Source organism: Carboxylicivirga sp. (genome assembly GCF_982718395.1).
The window spans coordinates 1-26,575 of sequence record NZ_CEXQWX010000060.1; the positions used below are offsets into that span (position 1 = coordinate 1).

Below are 26,575 nucleotides of genomic sequence, written 5' to 3' on the forward strand. Positions count from 1 at the left end.
AAATATCAAAATTTGTATAGCGAAGCAGCTGCCAGGTTTTTTTCAGGCGATGCACGTAAGTTTTTGAACCCGGAATATTTTGCCTATCTAAAGCAAATGTACCAGTATCAAGGGATAACCCGTGAGCATGAAATTGTGAAGTATATGCTTAACAATTACGATGAGTTCAATAATAAGCTGGATGAAAACGAGTTTGCCACTTTCTTAATGTTCGTAAACTATACCAGCATCCAGAATGCTGCCAGAGAAGTTAATAAAGAAAAGTATCAGGAGTATTTGAAAGACATTAATGGTTGCTTAAAAAGAGCTTATGCTTTTAATGATGAGAGCAAGATTCCTGCGAAAAAGTTCTTAACCGCCATGGGTGATTCAGAGTATGCGCTTTCTCAAAATGATTATGACACTTACATTGATAAGTATGAAGAGTTTATTTCTTACAAGAAGGGTCAACTTGGAGCTATTGAGTATTTAATGCCTGCCCGCAGATTGTTAGGAGCTAAGAAAGCTCCAACACAGGAACAACTGGAAAGATGTATCCCATTCAATCAGATAGCTTACGATAAATACAAAAATGCATACGTATGTACCGATTTTGGTAAGCTGATGGCAAAGCTGGGTAATCCTGATAAAGCAAAAGAATATTACAGTGAAGCTTTTGAAATGTTTAAGTCACAAGGAGAAAGAGGTCAAATGATGATTGAAAGATTTAAAAAGGAAATGACAGAACTAGGGCTGTTGTAAAAAACAATAAGTCAGAACAAAAGATAACGAGCAATTAATTTTTCCTGATACTTAAGACTTGTATCTCAATACTAAATAAAAAATTATGAAGAAACTATTATTAGCCTTTACGGCATTGATTATCACAGCCAATCTAATGGCACAAGGAATCGAGTTTGAACATGGCACATTTACTGAGGCATTAGCTAAGGCAAAAGCCCAAAATAAACTGGTTTTTATGGACTGTTACACCACCTGGTGCGGACCATGTAAAATGCTAGCCAAAAATGTATTTCCCCAAAAAGAAGTGGGCGATGTGTTTAATAAGCAATTTGTCAACCTGAAAATAGATATGGAAAAAGGAGAAGGACCTGCACTGGCTAAAACGTATGGAATCAAGGCCTTTCCAACACTTTTATTTATGGATGCTGAAGGTAAGGTATTACATAAAGTTGTGGGCGGTACCGATGTCGCCGGATTAATTGAACACGCCGGTATTGCTGCTGATCCATCGAAACAGATTGGTACCATGCATAAAAAATACAATGATGGTAACAGAGATGTGAAGTTCTTGTCAGAATATATTCAGGCTTTGTATGCAGCTTATGAAAAAGAGAAAATGTTACCCATTGGTAAAGAATTTATAGCCAACACTAAAAAAGAGGACTTAATCAACGTGGATGCATTTACAGTGTTGGGTTATTCCAATGCATTGGAGTATGGCAGTGAAACTTATCAGTACATTATTGCTAATAAAGATAAATTTATAGCTGCAGAAGGCATTGGTCAGGAAAACTTTGATGGAGTAATGGGACAGTGTGTTAATAGTTACCTGATGAAAAAGGCTGAAGAGAGCAGTTCTATTGATGAATTGAAGGCTGCGATTGAGGAGGTAAAGAAAGACTTTGATACATCGCAGTTTACAATGATGGAAGGACAATTTATCAGCACTTATTATTTGTCGCACAAGCAATACGAACAATGGTTTGATATTAGTATAAAGCAAGCAGAAGAGGCGAAAAAGACAGACAAGCGTATGGCTGAAGGAATGTTGATTCAAACAGCATACCAAATTAGTTTGGACCCTCAGTTTGCCGAAGCAGGATTGTACCTCAAAGCCATTGATATGGTTGAGGGGTTATTAAAAGAAGATGCTGAAAACCTGGCTGGCTATTATTGCTTGGCTTGCCTATATAAAGCAACAGAAAATAAGGAAAAGGCACTTTTAAATGTAAATACCTTTATTACTAAAAATGCCGAAAAAGGTGGGAATAATGATCAGCGTGTTGAACAGTTGAAGAAGGATATAGAGGCGATGTAAAAGGCAATATTAATTAGAGTAGTATTAATATTTCAAAGTGGGTAATCGTTTGTTCGGTTACCCATTTTTTGCTTTTAACTTTCAAGAGTCAAATAGGGGTTAATTGATATTCTTGTACACAAAAAAATAACGAAGGACAATCTAATTCCAGATGTCCTTTATAGTGCGGTAGCCAGTCTCATTGGCGAGCCTGTGGAGGGGTGAATCATAAATAATTTAGCAGAGCATCAATGGGGCTTGCCCTACTTTGATAGTGATGCTTATTATTTATCAGAGTGCGTGGAAGCATCAATGAGACTAGCCTTTTTTATTTCCTTTTTTGGTAATGAATTGGAGCAAAGCGGAAATCGTGATTACAATTTAAATAAGCACCTATGAACAAAAAAGGAAAACCCGTCTGGTAAGACAAAGTCTCCTGGAATCTCTTTGTTACAGGTAACTCTGGTAAATAAATTGTTACTAATACTTTCTTCGAAATTATCTTAACCTGCAACTATTTGAATTGATTCAAAGATTGGAGCCATAACGAATTAAAATTAAGCTAAAGCATTAATACATGTAATGGCTTGAAAGTTAATATTTGGAAGCTTTATTTTTTTATTTCTAATTTAGACGCGCATTAGCCTCCGTAAAAGTTCAAATGGATAATATCAATGATAAAATAATTCTTAGTGAACTCCGCAAGGGAAACAAAGATGTTTTTCAGGCAGTTTTTAATCAATATTATCCATTACTGGCAAAGTTTGCACATCGATACATTTATGAAGAAGATATTTGTGAGGATTTAATTCAGGATGTATTTGCCACTTTATGGGAAAAACGAAACAATCTGGAAATTGCATCTCTGAAATCCTACCTCTATACTGCTATAAAAAACAAATGCCTGGGGTACTTAAGACATCTCAATGTTCGCGACAAGCACGAGGTATTTTTAATTGAAGCATATTTCGAAAGTTCGGGAGAAGTACTTGTTCATAGTGAACTGGCCGGAAAGATAAAAAAGATATTGTCCGAACTTCCGGATAATATGCGTCACATCTTCGAACAAAAATACCTGAATGGATTAACCGCTGCTGAAATAGCTGAAGATTTGAATGTAAGCACCAATACAGTGAATACACAGTTGAAACGCGCCAAAAAGAAAATTCGAATGGAGTTATTAAACCAGGGAATTAAGGTGTTGTTTTTATTAGGAGTGTGAAGATACCATGATCTACGTATGTGAGATGAATGTGCATGGTGCTTTTCATTGTGTTGATGTCGAAGTGGAGAATCATTAATTTGTCAAGTTGAAAGTTTACAAGTTTATTTAAGAATTTGGTGGTTTGCTGACTTGTTGTTATAACCAGAAACTAAACTCTTGAAGCCTAAGCTTTGACACTAAACTCTAAATCCTAAACTTTTAAACTCAGAACCCCAAATTCCAACCCCATCTCAGAAAAAAATCAAAATTCCTGTCACCAATAATTTCACCATACACGTCGTATAGTTAGAAAGCACATATTACCATGGCAAAGAAGACGATTGATATTGAATACTTAATAATTTGGCGTAACCTGAATGGTATAGCTACAGATGAAGAGCAAAGTGAACTTCAGAGATGGCTAAAAAAAGATATCAGGCACCAAAAACTATATAAACATCTAAAGAATAGTAAGGAACAGGAGTATAATATATCCAATAAACATTTAGAACAGCAATGGGCTCGATTGCAGAATCGAATAGAAGCCAAACCAGATGTTAATATGCGCAAGTGGTTACAATATGCGGCAGCCGTTCTTTTACCACTGATGATTGGCGTAGGAGTTATCTATTTTTCCAATAAGGAAGAGCAAAGTATTGAGGTAGCTCATCAGGTGCAACCTGGTTCATCGAGAGCGATGCTTAAACTTGCCAATGGTGAGTTCGTTGAGTTGGATGCAGCCAGTGGAGCCTTGATCAAGGATAACAAGGGGCAGGTGATTGGTACTGATTCGTTGGATGTTTTAACCTATAATGCTAATAATGTTGCCAAGCAAGAGTTTAATACCATTTCTATTCCGCGCGGAGGTGAATATCAGTTAGTGTTGGCTGAAGGCACAAAAGTCTGGTTAAACTCCGAAAGTTCGTTAACCTATCCGGTAAACTTTACAGGTGAATCACGAGAGGTATTCCTGACCGGTGAAGCTTATTTTGACGTAACCACCAATGAAAAGGTACCTTTTATTGTAAAAACAGCAACCTCTGACGTGAAAGTATATGGAACACAATTTAATGTGATGGCTTACGAAGAGGATAAGGTTATTGAGACAACACTTGTTGAAGGAAGCATAGCAGTGCTTTATGACAACAATGAAATGATAGTAAAGCCGGGACAACAAGCTCAGATTAAGAAAGGAGAAAAGGATGTCGTTCTAAGAGAGGTAGATACAGAACTGTATACCGATTGGAAAAATGGTATATTCCGTTTTGATGAAATGACTTTGAAGGATGTGGCCATAAAGTTATCACGTTGGTACAATGTGGACTTCTTCTTCACTAATGAGGAGGTGAAAGAACGAACGATTAGTGGTGCCATGAAACGCTCTACGGACTTTAGCCTGTTTATGAGTCTGATTGAAAAATCGGCTGAAGCGGAAATCACATTAGAAGGTAATAATGTATTGGTAAAAGGGAAATATTAATCTATAAAAAAGCGAAGGATGTAGCAGCACCCTTCGCCATCAGTTCAAACAATACCGGCCATGTATAGCAGCACCAGCCGGTAAGTATTAACTTGTAAATACAAAACTATGAAAATTACACGAATGTGGCGTGGTAGTTTATGGCAAAAACTATCGCGTAGAACGCTACTAATTATGAGGTTTAGTGTTATTCTTTTATTTGGAATGCTACTTCAGGTGTCGGCCAATAGCCTGGCACAAAAAGTGGTGTTCGAAAAAAATCAGTTGACTTATAAAGAGCTTTTTAAAGAAATAGAAAAGCAAACAGGACTGATTACGATTTATAGTAATCAGCAGGTGAATAAACGTGAGGTGATAAATATAGGAGATACTGAGCAGGATGTCTCAGAATTATATCAGGCCTTATTGGAAGAAAAGGGTTTAACCTTTGAATTGATAGATGACTATATCGTTATAAAAAGGGCAATACCGAAAGCAGCAATTAATCAAGAAATCCAACAGTCTCAAAAGAAAATGACCCTTTTGGGTACTGTACTTGATGAAACAGGGATAGGCTTACCTGGTGTGGCAATTATGATTAAAGGCACAACCATTGGCACAGTAACCGATATGAATGGATATTTTAGCCTTGAAACAGATGAAAACCCTGGGGCCACACTTTCTATTTCCAGTTTGGGGTTTGAGACATATGAAGTAATAATTGGAGGGCAAAGACAGTTTAATGTAACTTTGATTGAGTCTGTTGAAGGTCTTGGTGAAGTAGTGGTAACAGGATATCAGACCTTATCGAAAGAACGCGTTTCGGGTGCTTTTGCTGTATTGAATGAAGAAGATTTGGATGTTCGAATTACCAGTTCTCTTTCTGATAAATTAGAAGGTACAATACCCGGACTACAGATCGATAAAGAGAATAATATCATTATTCGTGGTTCCAGTACATTATTTGGAGAGACAAAGCCCTTAATTGTTGTCGATAATTTCCCCACTGAAATTGAACTTGATGATTTGAATCCGGATGATATTGAAAATATCACGGTTTTAAAGGATGCAGCTAGTGCTTCAATATGGGGAACAAGAGCTGCGAATGGTGTTATTGTGATTACCACCAAAAAAGCAAAGAAGCAAAAAGGTATTCAGGTTGAGGCATCCTATTACAAAACTATTTCTCAAAAATACGATTTTGAAGATCTGAATTTAATGAACAGCGAAGAGATAGTGGATCTGGAACTGGATATACTTAACAGTTTTCCTGATGTTATGACGAACATGATGTATGGAATAAACAGAGAATATTCTATTCACGATCCGGTTGTTTCGGCCTATCTTAGAAGGTATGCTGAAGTGCCTGATGAATTAAAGATTACAGATCAACAATATCAGGCAGAAATTGCCAGGTTGAAAAGTGCAAATGGTTATGAGCAGTTTAAGGAACATGTAACACGCAATTATCAAAACGATCAGTTCAATATTGCCCTGCGATCAGCAAGTGACAACAACAGTTTTATTGGTACTATCTCGTACAATAAAACAAAAGGTTTTATAAAATCTGACAGTGATGACCGCTTGAATTTAAATCTTAAAAACAGTTTGAAATTTAATGATTTTGTCAGTCTTGATTTGGGATTAAATATTGTTTATAAGCAATCAGAAACAGGAGGTATTGATAGTTATTATTATAGATCGCACCAACCTTATGAGTTAATTTATGATGAGAACGGGAATAAATACAAGAATTACTCTGGAAATTTGACCTATAAGTCACAGTATGAAGATCTTGGTTTAGATTATTCATATAATGCTTTAGATCAAATGAATGCTGTGAATAATACCACCAAGTATTTAAATACAAGGGCTAATGCATCATTAAATATAAAGATTACCAAATGGGCATCAATTTCGTCAACATTACAATTGGAGAGGTCAAGTAACGAAGCACAGAATTACACATCTCCTGACGATTATTACTGGCGAAGAACATTAAACGATGTCTATTATGATGGGAAGTATAATAACTTGCCATATGGAGGTAAAATGAATTATATTGATTCATATGCTAATGCCTGGACGGTCCGTAATCAATTGAACCTTAACAAAGAATTATCATCTAAGCATAGGTTAAACGGTATCATTGGTAATGAAATACGCAGGTTTACCACCAATTATACATCATCCTGGTTATATGGTTACGATCCTGTAACAGATAAGGGTAAGACTTTTGATGTTTATGGTTGGGAAAACTATGAATATTCTGGTAGAGATGGTAAGAGGGTTTATGTCCGTAAACCGGAGACATATTATGAACCAACTGAAAACAGAGAAGTATCTTATTATACCAACGCTTCGTACTCATATGATGATCTATTTAATCTGACAGCAAGTTTTAGATTAGATCAGGCGAATAATTTTGGTTTTACTAATAAGGCACGAAATAATGTGCTTTGGTCGTTTGGTGCTAACTATAATATTAAAAATCACTGGTTGCAACACATCGATCAGGTTAACCGGTTAAATTTCAGGGCAACATACGGTGTGAATGGTAACAGACCTGGTGGTGGGTATACAGCTGCTTTAACAGGAACAGTTCTTGATAATTCTTTTTATGGACCCAATACAATTCAGGCTATTCAGTTATCAAATGCAGCAAATCCTGATTTAAGATCAGAGAAAGTATATACAAGTAATATTGGTATTGATTATGCATTCTTAAAAAATCGTATCAGAGGTTCTTTTGATGTTTACAAACGTGTGTCAAAGGATATGATCGGACAAAAGAAATTGAATCCAACTTCAGGATGGGATGTGCATTTTCTCAATTTTGCTGAAATGGAAAATAAAGGTTTTGAAGTGGCTATATCTGGTACACCACTCAAGTCACGTTCATTTGCCTGGGATGTTGATTTTAATTTGAGTTATAATGATAATAAAATAACGAAAATTGAGGGTAATACAAATACAGCAAGATCACATGTACAACAAGTGTATATGGATTATATAAGCTATAGCCCCGGGCAATTAATAGAAGGAAAACCTGTTGGTCGAATGTATGTTTATAGATATGCAGGAGTTGATGAAGACGGTCAGGTATTGCTTTATGGAAAAGATGATGAGAAGATTGGTTACGCTCAGGCAGCTAATGGTGATCCTGAAGGAGTTGTAAAGTATGAAGGTACACTTGTTGCACCTTATTTTGGTTCATTAGCAAACACTTTTACCTATAAAAACTGGTCATTAGGCTTTATCATGAATTATAAGTTTGGACATAAATTCTATGGTCCGTGGACTACTTACGGACTGTCTTATCTTTATTCTAACACAGCTATGGTCAAAGATTTCGTAAATTCTACAAAAGACAATACGACACAATATTTGCCGATTACTTCACCTTATTCTCCACATGCATTCTATAATGGTATCGCTTATCCATTAACGGATCAAAATGTTTACAATGCAGCCTGGATTAAACTTTCAGATGTTAACTTAAACTACAATGTACCTGAGAAATATTTAAAATGGATCAGAATTCAAAATGCCACTTTAAGGTTTCAGGTTAAGAATGTGGCACAATGGGTAGCTAATGATAAAGGCTGGGACCCGGAAAGTGTAACTATGATCAGGAGTCAGTATTTTGGAGTACAGAAAATGTTTGAGAACCCGATAACTTTTGTTGCCGGATTAAAGGTTAATTTCTAAAAATGTCAAAAATGAAAACAATATTATATCTATTAATAACTATTTCACTGGTTGGTTGCGACAGCTTTCTGGATGTTAAGCCTAAAGGTAAACTAGTACCACAAACAGTTGAAGATTTTGATCTGATGCTGAATGATCTGGGCGTTACTACAGGTGCAGATATTGCCTTAAAAGATCCTTATTTAATGATTGATGCGAGCAAAGAATCTGCGCTTTGGGGAACAAACCTGTCAAGTGCAATAGATGCTGCCTATAATCAGTTTTATTCAAATCTGTATACGTGCAATTTTATTCTTGAGAATATTGATGTAGCTGAATCTGTCAGTGGAAGTGATGAGCTTAGAAAAGTAGTTAAAAGGGATGCATTAGCAGATAGGGCTGCAACTTTGTTTTTGCTTGCCAATAATTATGGACACCATTATAGTGTCACAGCAGATAAGGATATTGCAACTCCAATTAAGCTAAATACCAATATTGAAGAGGATATTCCTAATGGCACGATTAAAGAGTTTTACACACAAATAATAGAAGATTTAACCGAGGCTAAAACAATCTATAATCAGGACAATGAACGTATATACAATTGCTCCCGTGCCAGTAACTTAGGCATTGATGGTTTATTTGCGAAAGTTTATCTATTTATGAATGATCATGAGGCAGCTTTTACTTATGCCAATGCCTGTTTGAATAACCATAGTAAATTGTATAATTATAACGATCTGGAAGCAGGGGAAGTGCCGGTTCGTTACTATTCTAATGAGGAAAACATATGGTTTAAAACCCCCAAACCGGCTGTTAATTTTATAGATTGGAGATTTAGTGCTGACATTGCAGAATTGTTTGATAAAGCAAATGATTTCAGGTGGACATTTTATGCTGGCGTAGAAAATGCAGATGGTTCTTATTCCAGAAATGATGTGCAACAGGTATCACCTAACAGCCTGGTTAGCGTTGCAGATATACTTCTTATACGAGCAGAGTGTTATGCGAAAATGAATGAAGTTGAAAAAGCCTGTGATGATTTGCATACCTTGAGATCTACACGTGTTAATGCTGATTCATATACAAAACTGGAAACCACAGATAAAGACGTAGCCCTTTCATGGATCAAGGAAGAGAGAGTAAGGGAATTGGCCTTCTCTGTCAATAACTTGTGGGACTTAAAGAGATACTATGCTGAAGGAAGGGACGTCCCGACATTTACACGTAATTGGGAAGTTTTGCCGGAAACTTATACGCTTGAACCAGGTAGTGATAAGTACTATCTGGAGATACCTGCTGAGGTGTTTGAGTTATCTGATCAAATCAAGCCAAACAAGTAGACGTTAAGGTTACCAACTTATTTAAAGAATTGTTCATATAACGCTATGGAAATTAGTATGCTTAGATGTTCACAAGGGCATGCTGATTTCCATTAGATACAGAGATAACTGTGGCAAAGATTTAAAAATAAGGATAGATTAATAAAGATGAAACGAGCCATGATAATTGATTCACATATAGGAGTATGATTGTTATCTGGCAAGTTCCATATGGTAAATGGAAGATAAATTAAGCACATGAAAAAACTGATTTTAGGATTATTGTATCTTGGGATACTTGCAAGTTGCCAGATACAAAGTAAAAAAGAGGATATACAAAACAGTAGTGCTACACTTAAAGTGACATTAAAGAATTTTAGTGAAAAAGAGCATGTAATGTATTATCCCAAGAAGGAAAGAAGTTCTGATGCAATGAAAAAGGTTGGAGTTAATGCTTTTGAACTGACAGTTGACATGGCATATGGTGAATTTGCTACAATTTTTTTAAAACCAATAGCCTGTCAGGTATTCCTTACGCCGGGAAGTACACTTAATATTGAGATTGATAGTTTAAAAGTAAGTGATTATACTTCATATAATGGATTTTGGAAAGGTACTAAAATCACAGGTGACAATGTGAAAGAAAATACCTATCTGAATAAGATTAATGATGGTTGGAAGCTTCAGGAATATAGTCTCTCAAAACTAATAAAAGAGGACAAAGTAAAGGATGGCGGTAAATATAAAGAGCTATTAACTAATTATTATCAAGAGTTGCAGGATGGGTTTAAAAAAGCAAATGCAGAACAAAACTTCCATGATGATTTTGTTTATTATCAAAAAGCAACTTTAGAAAGTGCCTATGTAGCAGCTCTCGATTTCTTCGATGGGCGCATTTCACATTTCTTAAAAGATAAAGCCATTATGCCTGAAGATTATTACGACTATCGTAATGATTTTGATTATTGTAATGATAAATTATATGCCAGATCGATGTCGTATGCAGAACACATATCAATCACTGCAACATATAATTTCACTGATGATGAAGCTATGTTTGATAACATTGATAACTTGTTATATAAAGATAGTTACAGAAATAGGATTTATTTACAGTTGACTTATCGATTTGCACAAATGAGTAAGAATGATGCGACAGATTTTTACAATAAGATAAAGTCCAGAGTTACTGATGAAAAGACCTTACAGGAAATAGACGAAGCTTATGAAACTGCCTTAAAATCAGGAGAAGGAGCTGAACTTCCTAATTTTGCTTATCGGGATAGAAATGGAAATATTGTTCAGTTAAGTGATTTCAGAGGAAAATATGTTTACATTGACTTTTGGGCAACATGGTGTGGACCTTGTAAGGCTCAAATTCCTTATTTAAAAAAGCTGGAAGAGAAGTATAAAAATAGAAATATTGTATTTGTTACTATTTCGCAGGATAGGAATTTGAAAACATGGAAAAAGTATTTGGATGATCATCATATGCATGGTGTTCAACTAAATTCCGGCACAGATAAGGAGCTTTCTAACTTTCTGGGGATAAATGGTATCCCAAGGTTTACTTTTGTTGACAGGGAAGGAAAGCTAATTGTAGCAGACGCACCACGACCTCAGGAGATAGAGCAGATTTCTAAATTATTTGATTCACAGGAAGACTTATAGTTGTTTCTAATTAAACGGTGATATAAAGATATTTCCTTCTGGTAATTTACTTAGAACTGAATTGTATAAGATTACAAATTAAGCACTGCATTATATATGCATTTTTAAATATAAATATGAAAACATTTCTATTATTCACATTATTATTGGGGTTGTTCGGACAGCACAAACACCCAGATTATATCATTGTAAAAGGTAAAATTGAGAATCACGAAAAAGGGAGTTATTCTCAGGACTATCAATTAATAAAAGATGTCAAATTTGATGCTGAAGGCAACTTTTGTGACACACTGAAATTGAGTAGCCCATTTTTCCGCTTCCGATCGGGGTACTTTAGGTGTGAAGTTTATGCCCAAAATGGTGATGTGGTCGAAATCTACGGAGATTGTAAGCATCCTGAAAGCAAAAAAATTAATGGAAGTAATGCTGAGTTTATTACCTATTTAAATGAAGGAGGATATCCGGCAGAGTTAAGTCAATTATATAAAAATAAAAGTCAGGATTTTAAGGCTTATGAGAAAGCTTTTTTTAAGCATAAAGAGGATGATTTAGCCAGGCTTAGAATTATCAAGAGCAAAATATCTCCCGAACTATACAAAAAAGAAAAGAAATACATTGAGCAGAATTTCTATGCAATGCTCATGTCATTGCAAGTAGGTGTTGATGAGTATTCGAAGACAGTAAGGCAAGAGTGTAGCCAAAAATTCGATTGTAATGATACCTATTTATATCAAAGAAGTGATTGGCAATATCATGCTATTAAACTTTGGGGGGAGAATTCAAGTGATATCTATAATGGCATATTTAAGGATGTTAGTAATCCATATGCCATGGAAAAGGTGCTTACATTATATGCAAAATGGTACTATATCAAAGAAGATATGGCTTCTTTAAAGAAGCACCATAACAAGATTATAAATACGGTGAGTGATGTTGAAACAAAAGAAAAAATACAAGAGTATTACGAAACCGCTTTACGAGTTGCACCGGGAACACAAGTGCCCAATTATAAATTCAAAAACCGAGAAAATAAAGACGTGTACCTACATGATTATAGAGGAAAATTCATTTATATTGATTTATGGGCTTCGTGGTGTGGCCCATGTAAAGCGCAGATTCCATTTGTTCAGGCCAGGGAAAATGAGTGTAAGGAAGCTAATAGAAACATTGCTTTCGTCTCTATTAGTGGCGACAAGAATGAGCAGGCTTGGAGAATGTCAATGGAAGAACACCATTGTCATGGAGAGCAGTTGATTATGTCATATGGCACTGACTTTATGAAATTTCTGCAGGTTGAAGGTATTCCAAGGTTTGTATTGCTGGATACTGAAGGCAAAATTGTCAATGCTAATGCGCCACGACCACAGGCAAAAAAAGAATTTTATCAAATGCTGGAGAAAGCGGGAGTAAATTAATACTTACCTGTTGGTTATGCCAATTCGTTTTTTAGAAAATAAAAATGTTGACTTATTGTCCTTGTACAAAAGATTCCTAAAGTCGCCTTCTTACTTAATGAAGGCGGCTTGCATAAAGGTGTTTATTGATGTAATAGTTGATCAATGTCACTTTTAATTTTAACTGATAATGAAGTAAGGTTTAATAATATTGATAATTTACTGAAAAAGAGACCGAAAACAGAAAGTTTGTTAAAGTTTACGCAGAGCGGGCTTAACAAAACAGTATAGATTTACCGCTTGATTACTGATCCACAAGAAGTAACTCCATCCCCATATTTTCCCTGTCTATTCCTTTAACATTAAAAATAGCGGTAAAACATTCCTTGCCATTAAGGTGCTGATCAGTGAAATGCTGCACCGAATCATTATTGGTAAAATACTCTACCACCGCCTTAACTCCAATATCATGATCGGAAAAGAAAAACCACTGTTCGGTATCGGCAGTTCTTTTAGAGCGTGAAACAACGGCATATTCCCGGGTTTGGGCATCTGATATAAATTCTACATGCTTGTCCCGATTATAATACAAGGTATTGTTCTTGTAACTGAACGATTGGTTATCGGCAACAAATAATTGAATAAACAGGTTATTGGTTTTTATTGGTCCCGCATAAATCACATTTTCATCTTTTATATCGCTTACAGTTGCATCAGAAGCCTTACGTACCCCAAAGGTTTGGTTATACTGACTGAAATAACGGGTAAAATGAACGGCTGCATCAACGCCCATCATGGTGATGTAAGCATAACTGGCCGGTTTGATTTTACTTTTATCGATTTCGGTTGTATCAAGCAATTGATAAAGTTCCTTTAAGGAGTTAATAGAATAATCACGTTGCCAGCCCCAATGTCCTGTTGTTGTAACAGCCGAATAACCAAAGGCATCGCCTACATAGAGAGTGGTGTTTTTTGAGTTATTAAAAAAGCCTTTCCATAACCGTGGTACCCGATTTAAATAGGGTTTAAATACCACAACACCCAATACCATTAAAAGACTAATTATTAATAAGTTTTTATAGCCTGATACACCAACTATTGGTTTAAGTGTTTCCTTTGACGTGTAAACAACAGATACACCATATTGTCCTTTTTCTATATGAAGCCGCCATGGAGCCCCGGCACCTTCTTCTTTATAATATTGCTCCAGCTTTTTTCGCAGATGATAAACACTAACCCTGATACGGGCATTGCTTTTTTCACTGTTGTATTTATTACCCACCAGATGAAGACCAATAACTGACTCCTTGACATCAACATTATCGATTGTGCATTGCACCAGAAATTTTAACAATGTAACACTGGCAGGGGATTTTTTCATTGAATTTGACAGGATGATTTTTTCCAGTTCTGCCTTTAACTCTTTTTCGCCAATCATTTATACTATAATTCTAAATCTCTTTATTACAGTGACTCTGGCTGTGTATAATGAATATTTAACCGTTACACGAACCGTTTAATGGCTAATATAACCAAATAATAAACCGGAAAGAGCGATATTCAACAAAATAACTTAAGCAAGTCTTATGCATTACTTCTCTACATTAATAAAACTCTTAATCTTATTATTGATAGCCGGACAGGGCCACACTCTATTTTCGCAAGTAAAAACGCTAAGTAACGATGGAGCATGGTGTTGGTTTTCGGGACCTTCAGCCATATATATGCATAACAATGCTGATGAAATCATAACCGGATGGGTTACCAGCGATGGCTCTATTGAGACAGCAATACTTAATTTAAAGACAGAAGAAAAAAATTTCCAAAATGTCAGCCCACAACTTGAAATAGATGACCATGACAATCCATCATTTACTGAGCTTAACAATGGTGAAATATTAATGAGTTATACCAAGCACTCGGACAACGTGGTGCGCATCCATCATATGAACCCTGAAGACAAACGATTTGGACCAATGCAAGGTGTAAATGTCAATAATGAGGCGATGCTTAAGCTTTATCCGCGTAAGGGTGTGACCTACGCCAATCCCATTCAGCTTACAGAAGAAAATAACAGGCTGTTTATATTTGGCCGCTGGACAGGTTTTAAGCCCAATATGATGTGGGGTAATGACTTTGGCCGTTCGTTTGAAGATGCCAAAGTGTTTATCACCAACTATCCGTTCAAGGCCGGGAACAGACCATATGTCAGGTATTATTCTGATGGAAAGTCGAAAATACATATCGTTTTTACAGATGGTCATCCGCGCAACGAACCTGTCAATTCAGTTTATTATGCCTGCTATGAGAAGGGTGCTTTCTGGAAAGTCGATGGTACCAAAATCTGTGACCTGACCGAGATTCCCTTCGAGCCTAAAGACGCTACAATTGTATACAAGGCAGCAGAAGAATTGGGACGGGCATGGGTGTACGATATTGCTGCCGATAAAGAAGGCCAGCCAGTAATATTGTATGCCAGGTATCCAACCGAACAAGACCATATCTACCACTATACCAGATATGATGGTAAACGATGGACGGACTACAAAATTTGTCACTCAGGCAAATGGTTCCCTCAAACACAAGAAGGAAAACATGAACGTGAGCCGCACTACTCTGCCGGCATGACAATACATCCGCTTAAAACCAATGCTATTTACCTTTCGAGGGAAATAAACGGAGTTTTTGAGATTGAAAAACGGCTTACAAAAGATAATGGTAAAACATGGGAGATAACTGCCATCACCCGAAATTCAAAATACGATAATGTAAGGCCGGTATTTCCGCGCAATATGCAGCCTGGAGATATTCCAGTACTTCTTTGGATGAAAAATGAAAAATACATTCATTACACAAATTATAAAACAGCAATTAACTACTTTATAGATAATTAAAATCACAAGCATGTGGCAATTGAAAACAAATTTTAGACATAAGAAAAAGATTACGACAATATTAATTGGCTTCACTTTGCTAGTATCACTGCCTGGTAACAGTCAAAAAATCAAACCTAAAAAGGTTTATAGAACCATGCAAACAGTAGCCGACTGGCAGATTGAGCACTTCAGGGATACCTTTACATTAAAAGGAAAAAGACCTCACCATATCGCTGACTGGACTAATGCTGCCTTATATGTGGGCATGGTTAAATGGGCACATATGTCCAAAAGCGATAAATACTATGAATGGCTGAAAAGTGTAGCTAATGTGCAACAATGGAAACTTCACAAACGTCCTTACCATGCCGATGATCATGCGGTTGGACAGATGTATATTGAGCTGTTTAGAAAGTATGGTGATTCAACCATGATTGCACCATCGATTGAGAGAATGAATTACATTATTGATAACCCAAGTAAACAACCAATTACTCTTGACAACTACAAGCATATTGAACGCTGGACATGGTGTGATGCACTTTTTATGGCACCTCCGGTATTGGCTAAGCTAACCAATATAACCGGTGACGACAAGTATACCGAATTTATGATGAAGGAATATGAAGCGACTACGGAGCACTTGTACGACTTGGAAGAGAATCTCTATTACCGGGATAATTCATACATTGGCAAACTTGACAATGGACATAAAATATTCTGGTCGAGAGGTAACGGATGGGTATTTGGAGGCCTGGCCATTATTATGGATGAATATGATAAAGGAAGTAAAGAATATGCCTATTTCTTGGACATCTATAAGAAGATGGCAGCTAAATTAATCAGCATACAAACGGAAGAAGGCCATTGGGCCATGAGCCTTTTGGGAGCCGAAGATTATCCGACACCTGAAACGAGCGGGACTTCGTTCTTCACCTTTGGACTAGCCTGGGGCATTAATCAAGGTATACTCGACCGGACTACTTACGAACCTCATGTTAAAAGAGCATGGAATGCATTATGCAGTCATATTGCCAAAGAAGGCTATCTTGGGTATGTGCAGCCTATTGGGGCAGCTCCGGGCAAAGCATGGCCTGAAAGAACGGAAGTGTATGGCACAGGTGCGTTTCTCGCAGCTGGTTCTGAAGTGTATAAAATGTATAAACGATAGATTTGAGAAATATTTACTTGTACTGCGTTATGAAATAGAACGAAGAGACTGTCTTTAAAAGATGGTCTCTTATTTTATTTATTACATCAATTAAGATTTAGTTCTTATATCTGTAGTAGGATAATATTTGGATAAAAAAGGGAAATCTGATATAATAAGATTCTGTGATATGAAGAATGCTATTCTGCATCAAACATATCATTCTTTCAGAGCTTTATATCGGTATAGGTTAATACACAGGCCTGGTTGACCTGAGCCGTTATAACCCGGATTATGCATTGGAACATCGTAGTAAGCATTGAAAACACAATGAAACAAGCATTTACTGAAATGAGTCGTAGCACCGCTACGGTGAATTGAAGCAAATGAATGAAGAGCTTTGTTTTGAAGTAGTTTCGATGGTAATAGAATTTAGCTTCGCTGATTTTCAATTCTAATGCATATGGCGGGTTATAATCAGGAATTACAGACTAATATTTTATAAATGAGCTATTTTAAGTGATTAAGAATATGCTTCAATTAAATAATAGCCCTATCTTATGAGAAGTGTCAACAAGATGAAGAAGTTGATGTTTAAATAGAAAGCTTGAAATAAACCTGAAGCAAAGTGCTTTATTGTGATGCTTAAAACCAATAACTTTTAAATAATAATGTATGCACCACATACTGATTCTATATTTAGTTTTGGCCTTTGCTTCATTTTTATTGCCTAAAAAGTTATCGAGGCATACACCAGTTTTGATAGCCATTATGCAACTGGTGTTTTTCTGGTTCTTTATAAAACATTTACCAAATATCGAGGCAGGAAACTCAGTAACCACTTCTATGAAATGGATGCCATCGTTAGGAATGAACCTGGAGTTCACCCTTGATGGCTTAAGTATGGTTTTTGCCTTGCTAATAACCTTTATAGGTTTTTTGGTGTTTATCTATGCCTACTCTTATATGAAAAGCTACTCAGGTACAATGAAGTTTTATTTTTACCTGACCCTTTTTAGTGGTGCCATGTTAGGCCTGGTGCTCTCCTCAAATTTTATTCTACTGCTTATTTTCTGGGAATTAACAAGTATATTATCCTTCCTGTTAATTGGTTTCTTTAATGAAAAAGAACAAGCGCGGAATGCAGCTTTTCAATCCCTGTTTGTAACTGGTTTTGGAGGCTTGTGCCTGTTTGCAGGAATCATTCTTATTGGCAGTATTGTGGATAGTTATTCACTGGCGGATTGGTTGGATAAAGCGCAACAAATCCGAAACGATGGCAGGTACTTACCCGCCTTACTGTTAATACTGATAGGTATTTTTACCAAATCGGCTCAATTTCCCTTCCACTTTTGGTTACTTGGGGCTATGCAGGCACCTACTCCGGTGAGTGCTTACTTACATTCTGCCACCATGGTAAAAGCTGGGGTGTTTTTGTTGGCACGCTTATACCCGGTGCTGGGGGGCACACCTGAATGGACTAATATAGTACCGGTGATAGGCGCATTAACCATGCTGGCAGGTTCCTATTTAGCCATTACGCAAATTGATATTAAACTCATCCTGGCATACACCACTATTAGTGCGCTTGGCGTTCTTACTTTATTACTGGGTATTGATACTAAACTATCGGTAAAAGCGGCACTGGTCTTTCTATTTGTCCATGCCTTTTATAAAGCAGCGCTTTTTATGCTGGCTGGATTTCTCACCAAACTAAGGGGAACAAGGGCAATTGACCATTTTGGTGGATTAATCAAGTCCACACCAATGGGATTTATAATTACAATGGTTGCCTTATTGTCCATGGCAGGTTTGCCACCAATGCTTGGTTTTATTGGTAAGGAGTTGATTTATGAAGCCAAGTTTGATTCTCCATGGATTTCTTCCCTTTTGATCGTGCTTGGTGTAACGTCTAATATCTTTATGGTAGCTGTTGCTTTTTTGTTTTTGTTTAAGGTATTTCTGGGGCAGGCTAAAACAAAGATTACATCATCCAAAGGCAACAATACAATACTCTTATTTAGCCCGGGTATTCTGGCATTGTTAAGTCTGGGATTTGGACTATTTCCCGATTTGCTCTCTACTCTAATAGAACCTGCTATCAAAATTATCAGCGCCGATGATATTCATATAAAATTGAAGTTATGGCATGGATTTAACCAGGTACTATTGTTGAGCATGTTTACAGTTCTGGTGGGCATCCTGCTATTTGTTGTTATTTATAAGCACAAGAAGATTATTATTGGCTGGCAGCGAATGAACAACCGGATATTCGCCATAAATTTTACCAGGGTATTTTCCACCGGATTAGATAAATTCATTGACCTTTCTGGTAAGAATACACGATTTATTCAGCATGGTTATAACCGTTATTACATTATTACCATTATTATTTTTACATCCTTACTACTGTCATTTCAATTATATATGACCAAAGGGTGGGAGATACATTCGTCCTTTACACTGCGTCCATTTTATATCTCAGGGTTGGTGGCCATCATTAGCATGTCGGCCCTGATGAGTGTACTCTCCAAGAACAGCATTTTTACAGTAACAGCTATGGCAGTTACGGGTTACGGAATTTCACTGATATACCTGTATTACAGTGCAGTTGATTTGGCGATAACACAAATTATTATTGAAACGCTGATGGTAGTGATGTTTGTGCTTGTATTGCGGCGATTGCCAAAATTTGCAAAACTATCCGGTCGATCAACAAAAATACGTGATGCACTTATTGCACTCGGTTTTGGTGTTATAATGACCCTGCTTTCGTTAAAGGCCATTCATGTGGATCTTAATCCAACGATATCCAACTATTTTGTGGATAATAGTGTCTTATTGGCCTATGGTAAAAATGTGGTTAATGTTATTTTAGTTGACTTCAGAGCTTTGGATACACTCGGCGAAATAACCGTGCTTGTTATTGCTGCATTTGGAGTCTTTACATTGTTAAACGTAAAAAAGATGAAGAAATGAATTCAGTTATATTACAAATAGCAGCTAAATACCTGAAAGTTCTGTTTCTGTTATTTGCGTTTATCGCTTTGATCAGGGGGCATAACTCGCCTGGAGGTGGGTTTATTGGTGGTCTTTTGGCCGCTCTATATATCGTATACAACAGCCTGGCATTTACAAGCCAGCAGATTAAAAAGCAATTGAAAGTCAGACCCGAACATTATATGGGTACTGGCCTGATGTGCGCTCTGTTGAGCTTTATGCCAAGTATTTTCACTGGTGCACCATTGATGAAAGGAACCTGGATATCCTTAAATTCCTCCATTCTTGGAGAAATAAAACTGGGTACCCCTCTGTTATTTGACCTTGGAGTCTTCTTTACGGTAATGGGAGTCGCGCTCCTGTTTTTATTCACCTTATCAACAAATAATAGTTCGTTAGACTGAGGACACAAGACAGATTTGCAGGATGCTTAAAATAAGATTGTACTTATTCCGGTAAGGATTTAAATAATAGAGTTATGGAGATACTATTATCAGCACTAACAGGATTATTATATGCGGGAGGCGTTTACCTGATTTTGAGACGGAGCATCTTAAAGTTTGTCATTGGTATCATCTTTCTGAGCAATGCCACCAATCTGCTTGTTTTTCTTTCGGCCGGTATAGTTCCTGGAAAACCGGCATTTATAGATGAACTTGGAGCAAATTCGAATGCGCTGGCAGATCCCTTACCACAGGCATTGGTTCTGACCGCCATAGTGATCGGATTCGGTATTGTTATTTACACACTTGCTTTAAAGTCTAAGTTTTTTAGTGAAACCGCCACTGAAGACTCGGATCAATTAAAAAACACAGATACCTAAACCATGGCTGAAATTGCACTACCCATATTACTGCCTTTTACGCTTATAATTCTGTTAATATTTATAAGATCCGCTCGTTATGCCAAATGGATAGGAATTGCAGGTAGTGCATTATTGCTTTTGACCGCTGTATATCTGTTTATTAATGTCAGGAAAAATGATGTACTTGTATTGCAAATGGGGGGATGGGAGGCACCTTATGGTATTTCATTAGTAGTGGATTATTTGAGTAGTTTAATGTTGTTAGCCTCTTCATTTATTGTTTTTGCTATTTCTATCTATGCTTACCATTTTGTTGGCGACAAGTATCGATCTTCGAGATTTTATATCTTCTTCTTTGCCCTAACGATGGGGGTCAATGGCGCATTTATAACAGGAGATGTTTTTAACCTGTACGTTTGGTTGGAAGTCATGATGCTATCCTCTTTTGTATTAATAACCATGGGGGCCACAAACGAACGACTTGAGGGAGGCATAAAATATATGACGCTTAACCTTATTGCTTCCCTTTTATTTTTGGCGGGTCTTGGCTTGTTGTATGGCAAAACAGGTACATTGAATATGGCTCATCTGGCCTTGATCTTAAATAATGATCAGCAGTCGATATTACTGAATACCTCTGCCATGTTGTTTTTTATTGCCTGGGGAATAAAGACTGCTATTTTTCCTTTATTCTTTTGGCTACCGGCTTCCTACCACACTGCTAATATTACGGTTACATCTCTCTTTGCCGGATTACTGACCAAAGTGGGTGTTTATGCACTTATTCGCTTTTTTACCTTATTCTTTGTACAGGACGCCTATTTCTGGCATAATCTGTTGTTAATCTCCGCAGGTTTTACAATGGTAATCGGCGGTATGGCAGCAACCATTCAATACGATACAAGACGTATATTGTCGTACCATATTATCAGCCAGATAGGCTATATGGTTATGGGATTGGGTATATATACGCCCCTGGCGTTAGCTGGTGCTATATTTTTTATCATTCATAATATGCTGGCTAAAACCAACACCTTTTTGGTAGCTGGTATTGTCAGTAAATTAAAAGGTACATTTTATCTCAAAGATATAGGTGGCCTGTTAAAGGAACGACCCTTTCTGGCAGTATTGTTTATCATTCCGGCGTTTGCGTTAGCGGGTATTCCGCCACTTTCCGGTTTTTTCGCCAAGTTTATCCTTATAAAGGCCGGTATTGAAGATAAGCATTATATAGTGACCTCAGCAGCAGTGCTCACAGCCATGCTAACACTTTATTCGATGATTAAAATATGGAATGAAGCTTTTTTGAAGAAACAGCCTGAGAGATCAGAAATACCGCTTAATGTCAAAATAGGCTTTAGTGATATTTTGCCCTCTGTAATTCTGGCAACAGCAAGCATCCTAATTGGTGTTTTGGCAGCACCCTTCTTTGAATTAACATTGGCAGCAGCCAACCAATTAATGGACCCGAACGTTTATATTGAAGCAGTATTAAACAAGATAAGATGAGAGCATTAAAGAAGATATATCTGATTGTTTCCTTCTTCTTCTTTTATCTTTTGAAGTTGATACAGGCAAATATCTATCTGGCATATGATATATTAACACCCAAAATGCATACAAATCCTGGTTTTGTTTGGATACCGTTAAGGAACAGTTCTGACATTGGAATTCTATTGCTCTGCAACTTGGTATCTATGACGCCGGGAACATTAAGTGTGGAGGTAACTGAAGATAAAAAACAATTACTTGTGCATTGTTTATATAAAGATACAAATGGGAAAGTAATCGCCGACATTGAAGAGATCCAGGATAAAATAATTAAACTAATATCGTAAAATATGGCTGCAGAAGTTTTAGATATAGCTGTTATAATTGGCTTTGTATTTATGTTATTGGCCCTGTTACTGGCCTTTTTTCGCCTTGTAAAAGGACCAAGTATGTATGATCGGATTGCAGCAATGGACCTGATGGCCTCCATAACCATGGGCTTTATATTAATTTATAGTGTTGTCATTAATAAAAGCATGTATGTGGATATTGCCATAATCATCTCCCTTATTTCATTTATTGGAACGGTGGCCATATCAACTTTCTTAAAACTTAGAAACGCAAAGAAATGAATCAAATAGTTATCTCTTTATTAATAGTTTTTGGAGCCATGTGGATTTTGATTGCTGCAATAGGCCTGCTAAGGTTTAAAGATCTTTACAGTCGGATTCATGCAACAACTAAAGCTACTTCCCTGGGCATATTACTGATAATAATAGGAGTAATCTTCTACTTTGATTTTTGGGATGTTACCTTAAAATCAATCCTGATAATCGTGTTTGTATACCTCACCTCACCATTAGCAGCCCATTCAATTGCCAAATCATTTAGAGATGATACAAATACAAATAAAATGTCGTAACTTAAATGAATCAATGCTTGCAGACTAATAATGAGTGAATCTGTTATTAACTATGTAAAATGTTGACCAATGAAATTCCTTCAAAATATACTTGTTACGGTTGACTTCAGTGAATCAACAGAATATGTTATTGAGAATTCAATCAGGTTGGCAGAAAAGTTTGATTCACAGATTACTTTAATGCATGTCATATCTGATCACCACATGTCCTCAAAATTGGATAAATTCATTGAAGAATCCGTTAGTTCCAATTTGGAAAAAATAACCGCACAGATTAATGCTAAAGGAATTGATGTAAGAGACAGTATTGTTGAACATGGCGTTCCTTTCGAGAAAATAATTCATGAGGCCCAAACCAACGAATACAATGTTATTGTGGCCGGTTCAGGGAAAAAAGCAGAGGATGAAGCTTTTAAATTAGGTACTACAGTAGAAAAGCTTATCAGGAAAAATCAAATACCCATTTGGGTTGTCAAACCTGAACCTATAAGAAGTATTCGGAAAATTTTATGCCCGGTTGACTTTTCAGATGCGTCACATAGAGCCCTTAACAATGCAATAACGCTGGCGCAAAGTTTTGATGCAGAATTAACCATCCTGCATACTTATGCATCCTCCAGTAGTTACTCTATTTGGATTGAGGTAGATTATGCCCAGGAAGATGAAATATTAAAATCATCACTTGAAAAAGAGTTTCATGATTTTCTTGTGCAGGTCAATTTAAATGATGTGTCATACAATCAAGTAACGATTGAAGGAGTGGCTCATCAGGAAATATTGAAGTTTATTAAAGAAAAAGATATTGATTTGTTGCTGATGGGCACTACAGGGAGAACTGGATTAAGCAGGATTTTGATGGGCTCTACTACAGTAAAAGTGACGCGTGAGTTACCGTGTAGTTTTATCACAACAAAAGCAAAGGATATTACCGATGACTATTTTGAAAGTAACTTAAAATCATTAGAGGCAATTATCAATTCAGCAAAACAATCCTTTCAAAACAAAGACTTTACAACTGCTATCGAAAAATACACCATTGCACTGAAACAGCACCCTGATAATATTCCAATTATTTTTGGCATCATTGAATCCTATCAAGCCCTGGGTAATGAGCATAAGGTTGATCTTTATAAGAAATATGCCAAAGAAGTCATAAAAAGGACTTGGGGAGATAAGTTTGAATCTAAGTTCAAACTATAAAACTTAATTGTATTGTTGAACCCTTTTAAGGGTTTGTGTTATTGGAACAGATACACATTCCGGATTTCACCAACGGCTATTCAAAGTTCAACTCTATTAAGAATTTTACTATTTTAGCGCCCGAACTATAAGAAACTCACCTATTGGTACTTGTTAAAGATCAACATATACAGGGAATTGCCAAAGGAAGCATGTCGGCCTTTAAGCTGTTTTTTGATGCTTTTTATCCTTCACTTTGCCATTTTTGTGATGAATTTGTGAAAATAGAAGAGGTAGCAATTGACATTGCACAAGAAGCCATGATTGAGTTTTGGCGAAACCGGGAAAGTCAGTCGTCAGTTAAGCAGGCTAAGGTGTACTTGTATACTATTGGACGAAATAAGGCACTTAATTATTTACGTCATCAGAAAGTTGAAGATAGATATAATGCAGACTTTAACGAGAGCGAATTAATTGACCTGGCCTATATAGAAGATGAAGTATACAATGTATTGCATAAAGCCATTCATCATTTACCAGCCAGAAGCCAGAATATTATTCAGTTGGCCCTTAAGGGGTACGGAAACAATGAAATTGCTGAGGAGTTAGGTATATCTGTCAATACAGTTAAAACGTTAAAGAAAAGTGCCTACAGCAAATTGAGAGAACTGCTTAAAGACCATGTTTTTGAGTTAGTTATTTTGAGTATCTATCTGTTTGGTTAGTGATTAGAACGAGATGAAATATATGTGAGGATTATTTAATTTATTGTCACTGTATCTCTGTTGAGTATTTTGTCCGGAAAGGACTAAATTATATAACTAAGGTTTAACAGGTGGTAGCAGAAATACAAGGTTATAGTTTATAAACCACAAATTGATCAAATGACGCAAATGTGCTGATCTTCGATAAACATGAAATGAACAGCAATTCTTAATTTGTCCAAATCTGCGTCATTTGTGGTTAAATCCAGTAGTTTATTCTTATCCCAATATGAATAAGTTAAGGCTGTATAATTAAAAGCAAGCCAAAGACTTAATAGCTATAGTTGAACTTTCGTAAATTCTCAGTTAATTAAAAAAATAAACTTTTTCTTCTTCCATTCACCCACATCGAGATTTGAAGTGTACAAAGAGATAGAAAAGCAAAGAAATGGGTAATAAATCTACAGAAGTCAATCGTATAATACAGCTCATAACAAAGGAATTTACTTTGGGTTTAGAAGCAGATGAACGTAATGAGTTAGACGAATGGCTCAGTCAATCACATCAAAACAAAGCCTTGTATGAAAAAATGCAAGCGGAGAGTTTTGTCAAAGAAAGGACTGAAAAATTAGGGCGATTTGATGTATCTGAAGGGTGGAGCCGTGTTGTTACAGACATTAACCCGCGCAAGAAGATTATGCGTGTCAGGCGATTATTATTACATGCTGCCAGTGTTGCAGCATCCATTCTGATTGTAGTCGGTCTGTATTTTCTAATCGATTCTGTTGATCAATTGAATAAACAGGTCGTTGCTGATTCCAGTGAGCAAATTCAACCAGGTTCCAATAAGGCAATCTTAACGCTTGCCGGAGGCGAACAGGTGGAGTTGGCCGATAAAGATACGACCATACATGTGGGGAATACAGAAATTGAGATTAATGCCAATGCTGTTAATTATTCAGGTAAGACTAAAAATGGTGATAACTTAAAATTCAATACTCTAAAAACCCCAAGAGGAGGTGAATACCAGTTGAAATTGGCCGATGGAACGCTTGTTTGGCTGAACGCCGAATCAGAATTAAAATATCCTGAGCAATTTACGGCTGATAACAGAACCGTTTATGTAAAAGGAGAAATGTACTTTGAAGTGGCCAAGGATGTTGATAAGCCATTTATTGTGCATGTCAATGAAAATACAATACAAGTATTGGGTACTGCTTTTAATGTAAGGGCATACTACGAAAGTAAAGAAAGTCAGGTAACACTTGCTGAGGGAAGCATTTCTTTGAATTCAAACGGTACTTCAAAGGTTCTGAAGCCTAATCAACAGGCTGTTATTGGGGCTGATAAAACAATCATTAACGAAGTGGATGCCAGTCAGTTTTCTGCCTGGAAAGATGGCATGTTTCTGTATCGACGCGCCACTTTAGAAAATATTCTAAATGATTTGTCACGCTGGTATAATACAAAGGTATTCTATACTAATCAACAAATAAAGTATAGCAAGTATTCGGTGTACGTAAGGCGTTATGAGAATATTACCAGTATTCTTGAGATGCTCGAAGCTACCGGAGAAGTAAAAATAGCAATTGAGGGTATTAACTTGGTCGTGAGCCCGGTTGAATAATTACCAGAAGAACTAACTAATTTAAAAAGAATATAATTTAAAAGGGAGTGTTACCAGCACC

21 protein-coding genes are annotated in these 26,575 nt (G+C 36.5%); 20 read left to right on the forward strand and 1 reads right to left on the reverse strand.

Going from position 1 to position 26,575, the window contains the following annotated elements:
• The 8 genes from AC4MRQ_RS12560 to AC4MRQ_RS12595 all read left to right on the forward strand — a co-directional run.
• Positions 1 to 741, forward strand: a 741-nt coding sequence (locus AC4MRQ_RS12560; RefSeq protein WP_491198027.1) for a hypothetical protein, incomplete at its 5' end; no start/stop codon positions are given.
• A gap of 85 nt (positions 742 to 826) precedes the next feature.
• Positions 827 to 2,041 (forward strand): thioredoxin fold domain-containing protein, encoded by a 1,215-nt coding sequence (locus AC4MRQ_RS12565; protein ID WP_491198028.1) that lies wholly within the window; start codon positions 827 to 829, stop codon positions 2,039 to 2,041.
• A 640-nt stretch (positions 2,042 to 2,681) separates the two neighbouring features.
• Positions 2,682 to 3,242, forward strand: a complete 561-nt coding sequence (locus AC4MRQ_RS12570) for an RNA polymerase sigma-70 factor (RefSeq protein WP_491198029.1) — start codon at positions 2,682 to 2,684, stop codon at positions 3,240 to 3,242.
• A 307-nt stretch (positions 3,243 to 3,549) separates the two neighbouring features.
• Complete coding sequence (locus AC4MRQ_RS12575; RefSeq protein WP_491198030.1) at positions 3,550 to 4,704, forward strand: FecR family protein; 1,155 nt, start codon at positions 3,550 to 3,552, stop codon at positions 4,702 to 4,704.
• Between the two features lie 108 nt (positions 4,705 to 4,812).
• Complete coding sequence (locus AC4MRQ_RS12580) at positions 4,813 to 8,394, forward strand: SusC/RagA family TonB-linked outer membrane protein (RefSeq protein ID WP_491198031.1); 3,582 nt, start codon at positions 4,813 to 4,815, stop codon at positions 8,392 to 8,394.
• Between the two features lie 11 nt (positions 8,395 to 8,405).
• The gene (locus AC4MRQ_RS12585; protein WP_491198032.1) at positions 8,406 to 9,716 is read left to right on the forward strand and encodes a RagB/SusD family nutrient uptake outer membrane protein; all 1,311 of its coding nucleotides are present in this window, start codon (positions 8,406 to 8,408) and stop codon (positions 9,714 to 9,716) included.
• 237 nt (positions 9,717 to 9,953) lie between these two features.
• On the forward strand, positions 9,954 to 11,366 hold the full coding sequence (locus tag AC4MRQ_RS12590; RefSeq protein ID WP_491198033.1) for a TlpA family protein disulfide reductase: 1,413 nt from the start codon (positions 9,954 to 9,956) through the stop codon (positions 11,364 to 11,366).
• 116 nt (positions 11,367 to 11,482) lie between these two features.
• Positions 11,483 to 12,781, forward strand: a complete 1,299-nt coding sequence (locus AC4MRQ_RS12595; RefSeq protein WP_491198034.1) for a TlpA family protein disulfide reductase — start codon at positions 11,483 to 11,485, stop codon at positions 12,779 to 12,781.
• Positions 12,782 to 13,064: 283 nt separating this feature from the next.
• Here AC4MRQ_RS12595 and AC4MRQ_RS12600 read toward each other — a convergent pair whose 3' ends face one another.
• Positions 13,065 to 14,198 carry a hypothetical protein gene (locus AC4MRQ_RS12600; protein WP_491198035.1) on the reverse strand — a complete coding sequence of 378 codons (1,134 nt, stop codon included), beginning with the start codon at positions 14,196 to 14,198 and terminating at the stop codon, positions 13,065 to 13,067.
• Between the two features lie 148 nt (positions 14,199 to 14,346).
• On the opposite strand from AC4MRQ_RS12600, the gene AC4MRQ_RS12605 reads away from it, so the two are divergent.
• The 12 genes from AC4MRQ_RS12605 (at position 14,347) to AC4MRQ_RS12660 (ending at position 26,514) form a co-directional block, all read left to right on the forward strand.
• Entirely contained in the window at positions 14,347 to 15,654 is a 1,308-nt protein-coding gene (locus AC4MRQ_RS12605) for a BNR-4 repeat-containing protein (RefSeq protein ID WP_491198036.1), read from the forward strand.
• 136 nt (positions 15,655 to 15,790) lie between these two features.
• Positions 15,791 to 16,807, forward strand: a complete 1,017-nt coding sequence (locus AC4MRQ_RS12610) for a glycoside hydrolase family 88/105 protein (protein ID WP_491198037.1) — start codon at positions 15,791 to 15,793, stop codon at positions 16,805 to 16,807.
• A 654-nt stretch (positions 16,808 to 17,461) separates the two neighbouring features.
• Positions 17,462 to 19,765 carry a hydrogen gas-evolving membrane-bound hydrogenase subunit E gene (gene mbhE / locus AC4MRQ_RS12615; RefSeq protein WP_491198038.1) on the forward strand — a complete coding sequence of 768 codons (2,304 nt, stop codon included), beginning with the start codon at positions 17,462 to 17,464 and terminating at the stop codon, positions 19,763 to 19,765.
• The gene (locus tag AC4MRQ_RS12620) at positions 19,762 to 20,190 is read left to right on the forward strand and encodes an MnhB domain-containing protein (protein ID WP_491198039.1); all 429 of its coding nucleotides are present in this window, start codon (positions 19,762 to 19,764) and stop codon (positions 20,188 to 20,190) included. The genes mbhE and AC4MRQ_RS12620 overlap by 4 nt, the downstream gene beginning before the upstream one ends.
• 74 nt (positions 20,191 to 20,264) lie before the next feature.
• Positions 20,265 to 20,609, forward strand: coding sequence for an NADH-quinone oxidoreductase subunit K (locus AC4MRQ_RS12625; RefSeq protein ID WP_491198040.1), 345 nt, complete (start codon positions 20,265 to 20,267; stop codon positions 20,607 to 20,609).
• Positions 20,610 to 20,612: 3 nt separating this feature from the next.
• Positions 20,613 to 22,100: a proton-conducting transporter transmembrane domain-containing protein gene (locus AC4MRQ_RS12630; protein ID WP_491198041.1), complete on the forward strand. Its 1,488-nt coding sequence runs from the start codon at positions 20,613 to 20,615 to the stop codon at positions 22,098 to 22,100.
• On the forward strand, positions 22,097 to 22,429 hold the full coding sequence (locus tag AC4MRQ_RS12635; protein WP_491198042.1) for a Na+/H+ antiporter subunit E: 333 nt from the start codon (positions 22,097 to 22,099) through the stop codon (positions 22,427 to 22,429). The genes AC4MRQ_RS12630 and AC4MRQ_RS12635 overlap by 4 nt, the downstream gene beginning before the upstream one ends.
• Before the next feature lie 3 nt (positions 22,430 to 22,432).
• Positions 22,433 to 22,714, forward strand: a complete 282-nt coding sequence (locus AC4MRQ_RS12640; protein ID WP_491198043.1) for an MrpF/PhaF family protein — start codon at positions 22,433 to 22,435, stop codon at positions 22,712 to 22,714.
• The gene (gene mnhG, locus AC4MRQ_RS12645; protein WP_491198044.1) at positions 22,711 to 23,004 is read left to right on the forward strand and encodes a monovalent cation/H(+) antiporter subunit G; all 294 of its coding nucleotides are present in this window, start codon (positions 22,711 to 22,713) and stop codon (positions 23,002 to 23,004) included. Before AC4MRQ_RS12640 ends, mnhG begins: the two co-directional genes overlap by 4 nt.
• 69 nt (positions 23,005 to 23,073) lie before the next feature.
• On the forward strand, positions 23,074 to 24,204 hold the full coding sequence (locus AC4MRQ_RS12650; RefSeq protein ID WP_491198045.1) for a universal stress protein: 1,131 nt from the start codon (positions 23,074 to 23,076) through the stop codon (positions 24,202 to 24,204).
• A 143-nt stretch (positions 24,205 to 24,347) separates the two neighbouring features.
• Positions 24,348 to 24,908 carry an RNA polymerase sigma-70 factor gene (locus tag AC4MRQ_RS12655; protein WP_491198046.1) on the forward strand — a complete coding sequence of 187 codons (561 nt, stop codon included), beginning with the start codon at positions 24,348 to 24,350 and terminating at the stop codon, positions 24,906 to 24,908.
• A 427-nt stretch (positions 24,909 to 25,335) separates the two neighbouring features.
• Positions 25,336 to 26,514, forward strand: a complete 1,179-nt coding sequence (locus AC4MRQ_RS12660; RefSeq protein WP_491198047.1) for a FecR family protein — start codon at positions 25,336 to 25,338, stop codon at positions 26,512 to 26,514.
• Positions 26,515 to 26,575 lie beyond the last annotated feature (61 nt).